5 protein-coding genes are annotated in these 7,175 nt (G+C 75.4%); 2 read left to right on the forward strand and 3 right to left on the reverse strand.

The window, feature by feature from the left end:
• Positions 1 to 19: 19 nt before the first annotated feature.
• Genes LG632_RS29000 through LG632_RS29010 form a run of 3 tightly spaced genes read right to left on the reverse strand, consistent with a single transcriptional unit; the run spans position 20 to position 2,791 of the window.
• Entirely contained in the window at positions 20 to 1,312 is a 1,293-nt protein-coding gene (locus LG632_RS29000; protein ID WP_226730806.1) for a coenzyme F420-0:L-glutamate ligase, read from the reverse strand.
• On the reverse strand, positions 1,309 to 2,262 hold the full coding sequence (gene cofD, locus LG632_RS29005) for a 2-phospho-L-lactate transferase (protein ID WP_226730808.1): 954 nt from the start codon (positions 2,260 to 2,262) through the stop codon (positions 1,309 to 1,311). Before cofD ends, LG632_RS29000 begins: the two co-directional genes overlap by 4 nt.
• 13 nt (positions 2,263 to 2,275) lie before the next feature.
• Positions 2,276 to 2,791 carry a cysteine dioxygenase gene (locus LG632_RS29010; protein ID WP_226730810.1) on the reverse strand — a complete coding sequence of 172 codons (516 nt, stop codon included), beginning with the start codon at positions 2,789 to 2,791 and terminating at the stop codon, positions 2,276 to 2,278.
• A gap of 697 nt (positions 2,792 to 3,488) precedes the next feature.
• Between LG632_RS29010 and LG632_RS29015 the strand changes: the two genes are divergently transcribed.
• On the forward strand, positions 3,489 to 3,752 hold the full coding sequence (locus LG632_RS29015; protein ID WP_003983763.1) for a WhiB family transcriptional regulator: 264 nt from the start codon (positions 3,489 to 3,491) through the stop codon (positions 3,750 to 3,752).
• 230 nt (positions 3,753 to 3,982) lie between these two features.
• Positions 3,983 to 7,175, forward strand: a 3,193-nt coding sequence (locus tag LG632_RS29020; RefSeq protein ID WP_226730819.1) for a glycosyltransferase family 2 protein, incomplete at its 3' end; no start/stop codon positions are given.

Genomic DNA, 7,175 nt, shown 5'->3' on the forward strand with positions numbered 1-7,175 from the left:
GCGGCCCCGCGGCGGCCCGTCAGCGGAGTTCGATGAAGGGCTCGGGAGTCCGCTCGGGGCGGGGTGGGGGCGGGGTGGCCGGGTGGCCGATGGCGACCGTGCCCATCGGGTCCCAGTCCTGCGGCAGGTCCAGGACCTTGCGCACGACCTCCCGGCAGAACATCGTCGACGACACCCACGCCGACCCCAGCCGCTCCCCGGCCAGGGCCACCAGGAAGTTCTGCACGCCGGCCCCCATGGCGACCACGAACATCTCCCGCTCGGCCACGTCCCGCCGCTCGTGCCCGTACCGGTGCGCGCCCTCCGTCACCAGGCACGGCACCGCCAGGTACGGCGCGTTGCGCAGTACGTCGCCGCGGCGGATCCGCTTGGCGATCGACTCCTCCGACTTGCCGTCCCGCCGCAGGTCCGCGATCCACGCGTCCCGCATGGCGTCCAGCAGCCGCACCCGCGCCTGCGCCGACTCCAGCAGCACGAACCGCCACGGCGTCGTGTGGTGCGGCGCCGGCGCCGTCACGGCCGCGGCCACCGCGCGGCGCACCGCGCCCGGGTCCACCGGGTCCGCCGTGAACGCGCGGACCGTGCGCCGCTGCGTGACCGCCTCCCGCACCGCCTCCGACGTGCCCAGCCGGAACATGTCGTCCGCGGCCGGCCGCACCAGCTCCCGCGCCGAGCCCTCCCCCCGTACGTGCGGCAGCCCGCGCACCACCGCCACCGGCAGCCCGGCCGCCTTGCCCTTGACCAGGTCCCCGGCGGCCGCCAGTTCGTCCGCCGTGGCCACCACGGTGACGTTCAGCGGGTTGCCGTGGCTGTCGGTGCCGCCGCGCAGGTCGTCCAGGACCCGTACACCGGCCGCGCCGATCGCCACGTCCGTCAGCCCGGTGCGCCACGGCCGCCCGAAGGTGTCCGTGACGATCACCCCGACGTCCACCGACAGCAGCTCCGCCAGCCGGGCGCGCAGGGCCCGCGCCGAGGCGTCCGGGTCCCGCGGCAGCAGCAGCACCGTGCCGGCCGCCGTGTTGGACGCGTCCACCCCGGCCGCCGCCATCACCAGCCCCTGCCGGTTCTCCACGATCCGCAGCGCGCCCCGGCGCGCGACCACGCGCACCGTCTCGGCGTCTATCGCCGCCTCCCGCGAGTCGGCCGCGACGATCCGGCCCTCCGCCTTGGAGACGATCTTCGACGTGACCAGCAGGACGTCCCCGTCCTGCAGGTCGGGCGCGGCGGCCGCGATCAGTTCCGCCAGGTCGTCGCCGGGGGCGACCTCGGGGATCCCGGGGACCGCCCGCACCTCGTACGCGGGCGTGGTCACCGCACGGCCTCCGCCAGTTCCAGCGCGGCCCGCGCCATCGCCGCGGTCGCCTCGACGTCCGTCATCATCAGCGGCACGGCCCGGCAGGCGATCCCGGCGGCCTCCACCTCGGCGACCGCGTCGGCGTCCGCGGTGTCCACGAGCCAGCCGTCCAGCAGCCCGCCGCCGTAGTGCCGGGCGACGGCGGCGGCGGTCGCCTCCACCCCCACGGCGGCCAGCACCTTGTCCGCCATCCCGCGCACCGGCGCCCCGCCGACGATCGGCGACAGGCCGACCACCGGCGCCGCGGCGGCGGCCACCGCCTCGCGGATCCCGGGCACCGCCAGGATGGTGCCGACGGAGACGACCGGGTTGGACGGCGGGAAGAGGATGACGTCGGCCTCGGCGAGCGCCTCCAGCACGCCCGGCGCCGGCACGGCCTGCTCGGCCCCGACCGGCACCACGGCCTCGGCGTCGACCGAGGCGCGCAGCCGGACCCAGTACTCCTGGAAGTGGATCACCCGCTTCTCGCCGTCCAGGGTCACCGCGACGTGGGTCTCCACCCGGTCGTCGCTCATCGGCAGCAGCCGCACCCCCGGCTGCCACCGGTCGCACAGCGCCTCGGTCACGGCGCTGAGCGGGTAGCCCGCGGAGATCATCTGGGTGCGGACGATGTGGGTGGCGAAGTCGCGGTCGCCGAGCCCGAACCAGCCGGGCCCGACGCCGTACGCCGCGAGCTCTTCCTTGACGGTGAAGGACTCGTCGGCGCGGCCCCAGCCCTGTTCCTCGTCGATGCCGCCGCCGAGCGTGTACATCACGGTGTCCAGGTCGGGGCACACCTTCAGCCCGAACAGGTGGATGTCGTCACCGGTGTTGCCGATGACCGTGATGTCCGCGTCGGGCGCGGCCGACTTCAGTCCGCGAAGGAAACGGGCGCCGCCGATACCGCCGGCCAGAACAACAATGCGCATGCAGCGCAGTCTGTCAGGCCGCCGGTACGCCCACGGACTCGCGGTGCGCCGCGCCCTCGGCGGGGGTGCAGTGGTGCATCGGCATCTCGGTCAGGCCCGGGAAGTACACGTGCAGGCTGACCGCCCCGTCGAGCGAGTCGTTGACGACGTCGTGGGCGTAGCCGGGGGCGAACACCCGCTGCGCGCCGGCGCGCAGGGTGAGCGGGCCGCGGGCGGAGTGCTCGGTCAGCTCGCCGTCGAGGACGGTGAGCACGCCGGAGGAGGGGCCGTGGTCGTGCCGTCCGCTGCCCTGCCCGGGGACCCAGCTGAGCAGCCACACCTCGTAGCCCGGGCCGGTGCGCAGCCGGTGGTACCAGCGGGTGGTGGCGTCGTAGCGGACGAGGTGCTCCCACTGGGCGCGGTCCTCGGCGAGGGAACGGGCGAGTCCGACGAACTCGGCGACGGTGGCCGGGTGCTCGCGGGCGGGCTGGAGCAGGTGCTGGACGGCGAGGATGTCGCCGGCGATCTGGAGGTCGCTGTCGCTGTTCATGCGGGGGTTCCTCGAACGGTGTCAGTCCGTCGTCCGGTACGGCGTGCGGGGCGTCGTCGCGGAGGTCGTACGGAGGGACGTGCGGGCGGGGCGGTTGCTGGACCGGGCGAGCCGGGCACTGGACGGAGCCGAACGCTCCGCAGGCATCAACAGCTGCAACAGCAACAGCGACCCTGGGCAGCACGCAGGAACCCACGAATGGGCGTCCGGGTGGCGGCTGCGGTCACTGACATGCGGACAAGGAGACCCGGTCCGGGGACCGGGTGTCAACCCGACGTCCACTTCGCGGGAAGACATTCACCTCTTCCGGTGGGGCCGCAAGGAGAAAGGTTTGTGCACCCCTTGACCGGGCATGTGGCGGCAGCGCCCGCAGCGCCGCCGTTGTCAGGCCGTGACCGGAATGTGATCTAGCTCGCTTCCGTGGCCGAATCGCAACCTTGGCGCGGAGTGACACGTCGGCTACGGGCGAGGGTGTCGCGCGCACGCCCCGGCGTGTGCGCATGGCATGTGTCACGATTTTTGGCGATATGAACACTTTCTGTATACGCTTGGTTCCGCAGAGTGAATAAGGGGCCCAATAGCAGATCTCGGCTTGACTGCCCCAGATCGCCGCATTTGTAATTTCACTCGTGTCGTTTCCGCATCTGGCCGGTAACGACGCCATCACGGGGACGCACAGACAGAGCGAGGGGCGCACATGACCGAGCTGTTTCAGGAACTGCTGGTCGAGGAGGCGGACGAGGAGCTCGGATGGCAGGAGCGGGCGCTGTGCGCCCAGACCGACCCCGAGTCCTTCTTCCCCGAGAAGGGCGGCTCCACCCGAGAGGCCAAGAAGGTGTGCCTCGCCTGTGAGGTCCGCTCCGAATGCCTCGAATACGCCCTCGCCAACGACGAGCGCTTCGGCATCTGGGGCGGTCTGTCCGAGCGCGAACGGCGCCGACTGAAGAAGGCCGCCGTCTGAACCTCCGACGACACCTCCGACCCCGGCCGGTGCGGCACTGCGCACCGCATCCGTACATACGTAGCAGAGCAAACGGTCCGCCTCCTGCCCCTTCCCCGCAGGAGGCGGACCGCTGTCGTCCCAGCCGTTAATGTGGGGCGCCAGTCCAGCAGCCTCCGCGGGCGGCACCGCCCCGGAAACCCCCCGGACCCCGTCCGGAGGGACCCCCAGGCCGGAGGGCCCGTACCGCGATGTCCCCGCACAGCCACTCGACGGCCGCGCACGCGACGGCCACCACCCCCGAGTTCCCCCGGCACGTCGTCACCGCCGTCCTCGTCGCCCACGACGGCGCCCGCTGGCTGCCCCAGGCGCTCACCGGCCTGCTCCACCAGGAACGCCCCGTCCAGAACGTCATGGCCGCCGACACCGGCAGCGCCGACGACTCCGCCCGCCTGCTCGCCGAGGCCCTCGGCGACGACCGCGTCCTGCACCTCGCCCGCCGCACCGGCTTCGGCGCGGCCGTCGACGAGGCGGTCCGCGCCGCCGGCACCCTCACCCCCGACGACTTGCCCTACCTGAAGCGCCCCAGCGGCTGGGACCCGGTCAGCCGCACCTGGCGCGACGACACCTACGACCTGCCCGAACTGCCGTACGGCGAACCCGTCCAGTGGCTCTGGCTGCTCCACGACGACTGCGCCCCCGAACCCGACGCCCTGACCGAACTGCTGCGCGTCGCCGAGGAGGACGAGGACGCCGCCGTCATCGGCCCCAAACTGCGCGGCTGGTACGACCGCAAGCAGCTCCTCGAAGTCGGCGTCAGCATCGCCCGCAGCGGCCGCCGCTGGACCGGCCTCGACCGCCGCGAGCAGGACCAGGGCCAGCACGACCAGGTCCGCCCCGTCCTGTCCGTCTCCACCGCCGGCATGCTGATCCGCCGCGACGTCTACGACGCCCTCGGCGGCTTCGACCGCCGACTGCCGCTGATGCGCGACGACGTCGACCTGTGCTGGCGCGCCCACCAGGCCGGCCACGGCGTCCTCGTCGCCCCCGACGCCGTGCTGCGCCACGCCGAGGCCGCCGCCCGCGAACGCCGCACCGTCGACTGCGTCGGCCGCACCCCTTCCAGCCCCCACCGCGTCGACAAGGCCGGCGCCGCCTACACCCTGCTCACCGGGGTCTCCGCCCGGGCCCTGCCGTACGTGCTGCTGCGGCTGGTGCTCGGCACCCTGCTGCGCAGCCTCGGCTACCTGCTGGCCAAGTCCCCCGGCCAGGCCGTCGACGAGCTCACCGGCCTGCTCGCCACCCTGCTGCGCCCCGGCCGGATCCTCGCCGCCCGCCGCCGCCGCGGCCGCCCGGTCGCCTCCGCCAAGGAACTGCGCGGCTACTTCCCGCCGCCCGGCGCCACCGTCCGCGCCGGCCTCGAACAGCTCGCCGCGCACCTCGGCGCCGGCCGCGACAGCGAACCGGCCGCCGCCGGACGGCACGGCGGGGCCGTCGAGTCCGGCCCCGGCGCCGAGGACGCCGACTTCCTGCAGGTCGAGCAGTTCGCCCGGCTCAAGCGGATCGCCCGCCGACCCGCCCCGGTCCTCTTCGCCCTCCTGCTGGTCGTCTCCGTCCTCGCCTGCCGCGCCCTGCTCGCCGGCGGCTCCCTGATGGGCGGCGCCCTGCTGCCCGCGCCCGGCAGCGGCGCCGCGCTCTGGCACGCCTACGTCGACGACTGGCACCCCGTCGGCACCGGCAGCACCGCCGACGCCCCGCCCTACCTCGCCCTTCTCGGCGCCCTGGCCACCGTCCTGCTCGGCTCCTCCGAGACCGCGCTGACCCTCCTGCTGGTCTGCTCCGTCCCGCTCGCCGGCCTCACCGCCTACGCCGCCTCCCGCCCCCTGGTCGGCTCCCGGCTGCTGCGCGCCTGGGCGGCCGTCGCCTACGCCTTCCTGCCCGCCGCCACCGGCGCCCTGGCCGGCGGCCGGCTGGGCACGGCCGTGCTCGCCGTCCTGCTGCCGCCGACCGCCCGCGCCGCCGTCGCCGCCTACCGGCTCGACCGCGAGGAGCCGGGCCGCGGCGGCTGGCGCGCCGTGTGGACGTACACCCTGCTGCTGACCGTGGTCACCGCCTTCACCCCGGCCGTCTGGCCGCTCGCCCTGGTGCTGGGCCTCGCCGTGGTCGTCGTACGCCGCTCCGCCTGGACCACGTACGCCCCCCGGCTCCTGGCCGCCGCGCTCACCCCGCTGGTGCTCCTCGCGCCCTGGTCGCTCGGCCTGCTCGCGCACCCCGGCCGCTTCCTGGACGAGGCGGGACTGCCGTACGGCACCGGCTCGGCCGGGGCCCTGGGCCTGCTCACCGCCGACCCCGGCGGCCCCGGCACCCCAGGCCTGCCGCTGCTGGCGGGGCTGCTGCTCGCCGCCCTGGCCGCGCTGGTGCGCACCGAACGGGTCCTGGCCGTCCGCGCCGCCTGGGCCGTCGCGCTCGCGGCGCTGGTCCTGGCCGTGGTGACCGACCACGACGGCTGGGCCGGACCGGCCCTGCTCGTCTACGGGTCCGCCCTGCTGGCCGCCGCCCTGGCCGGCGCGGACGGCGCCCGGCAGCGCCTGGCCGCGCACGGCTTCGGCTGGCGCCAGCCGCTCGCCGCGGTGATCGCGCTGGCCGCGGCGGCGGGGCCGCTGCTGGCCGCCGCCGGGTGGGTGCTGGCCGGCGCCGACGGGCCGCTCCAGCGGCGCGACCCCGTCCAGGTGCCCGCGTTCGTCGCCGAGGAGAGCGGCACCCGCGACCAGGCCCGCACCCTGGTGCTCGGCGGCAGCACCCCCGGCCAGGTGTCGTACACCCTGGTCCGGGGCTCGGGCGGCCGACTCGGTGACGCGGAGCTCGCCGCCGCGGCCGGCAGCGACGCCCGCCTGGACAAGGTCGTCTCCAGCCTGGTCGCCGGCTCCGGCGCCGACCAGACCGGCCAGCTCGGCGGCTTCGCCATCCGCTACGTCCTGGTCCGCGACGGCGCCCCCCGGCAGCTGAGCCGCGTCCTGGACGCCACCCCGGGCCTGAGCCGGATGAGCCAGCTGGACGGCAGCGCGCTGTGGCAGGTCGACCGGCAGGTCGCCCGGGCCGTGATCATCCCCGGCAAGCCGGGCGAGGCCCCGATCCCGGTGGCCTCCGGCCCCGTCGAGGCGCACACGGGCATCCCGGCGGGCGACGCCGGCCGGACCCTGCGGATCGCCGACCGCGCCGCCCCCGGCTGGCGGGCCACCCTCGACGGGGTGCCGCTGGAGCCGAAGACCGTCGACGGCTGGGCGCAGGGCTTCACCCTCCCCGCCCAGGGCGGCCGGCTCGACCTCGTCCACGAGGACTCCGCCGCCCGCACCGGCTGGCACTGGGCGCAGGGCGCCCTCGCGCTGCTGCTGCTCGTCCTCGCCCTGCCCGGCCGCCGCAAGCGGCTGGACGACGACCTGCCGG

Source organism: Streptomyces antimicrobicus (assembly GCF_020532625.1).
In the GTDB taxonomy this organism is placed as follows: Bacteria; Actinomycetota; Actinomycetes; order Streptomycetales; family Streptomycetaceae; genus Streptomyces; species Streptomyces antimicrobicus.